Origin of the sequence: Psychrobacter sp. LFX-11D (genome assembly GCF_904846475.1) — a bacterium.
Taxonomy (GTDB): domain Bacteria; phylum Pseudomonadota; class Gammaproteobacteria; order Pseudomonadales; family Moraxellaceae; genus Psychrobacter; species Psychrobacter cryohalolentis.
The window spans coordinates 1-610 of record NZ_CAJHAV010000043.1; the positions used below are offsets into that span (position 1 = coordinate 1).

The following is a 610-nucleotide window of genomic DNA, read 5'->3' on the forward strand; positions in this document are numbered from 1 at the left end:
ATGAGCCATCAGCTTAGGCTTAATGAGCCAATATAACTTCCGACCACCTATACGAGGCATGAGCATTCGATACGCTTGTACCCAGTCTTTGATGACAGTAAACTTGCTTGCTTTGTCATGCTGCCGAATACGATGTTGATATACCGCTTGCGGACTAACACTAAGCAAACGACATCCTTGAGCTAAACTTATTTGTTTGTCTGTTTTGAGTTTCCAAAGGATGCCGTAGAAGACTTTTTTCTAGCATTTTCTCCATAGTCATTTTCAAATACTTCGACTACTTTACTTAAAATAAGGTTATGTGCTTTAGCATCAGCCAGTTCACGCTCTAAACGTTTGATGGTTTGGGCAGGGGTTTCTTTATGCGGCATAGTCTGGCTCTTAAGGGGATGGGTCCAGTCTAATTTACCATGCTTTCGCAGCCACACCAAAACGGTACTGCGTCCTTGTATGCCATAAATTGCTTGTGCTTGTTTATAGGTCATGTCGCCTTTTTCTATACTGTCAACGACGGCTAATTTAAAGCCTAAAGTATAATCTTTTTGAGTGCGCTTAACCTTTACAGTGTCTAACTTGTCCATGAATAAGCTCCTTTTTCGTAAACTTATTT

General features: G+C 40.7%; 1 protein-coding gene. It reads right to left on the reverse strand.

The window, feature by feature from the left end; all coding sequences use genetic code 11:
• Positions 1-188 precede the first annotated feature (188 nt).
• Positions 189-581: a hypothetical protein gene (locus JMX75_RS12860; RefSeq protein WP_201532563.1), complete on the reverse strand. Its 393-nt coding sequence runs from the start codon at positions 579-581 to the stop codon at positions 189-191.
• Positions 582-610 lie beyond the last annotated feature (29 nt).

What these genes read in the sequence shown, in the direction of transcription:
- JMX75_RS12860 (WP_201532563.1), bottom strand. Translation starts at nt 581, where the DNA reads ATGGACAAGTTAGACACTGTAAAGGTTAAGCGCACTCAAAAAGATTAT.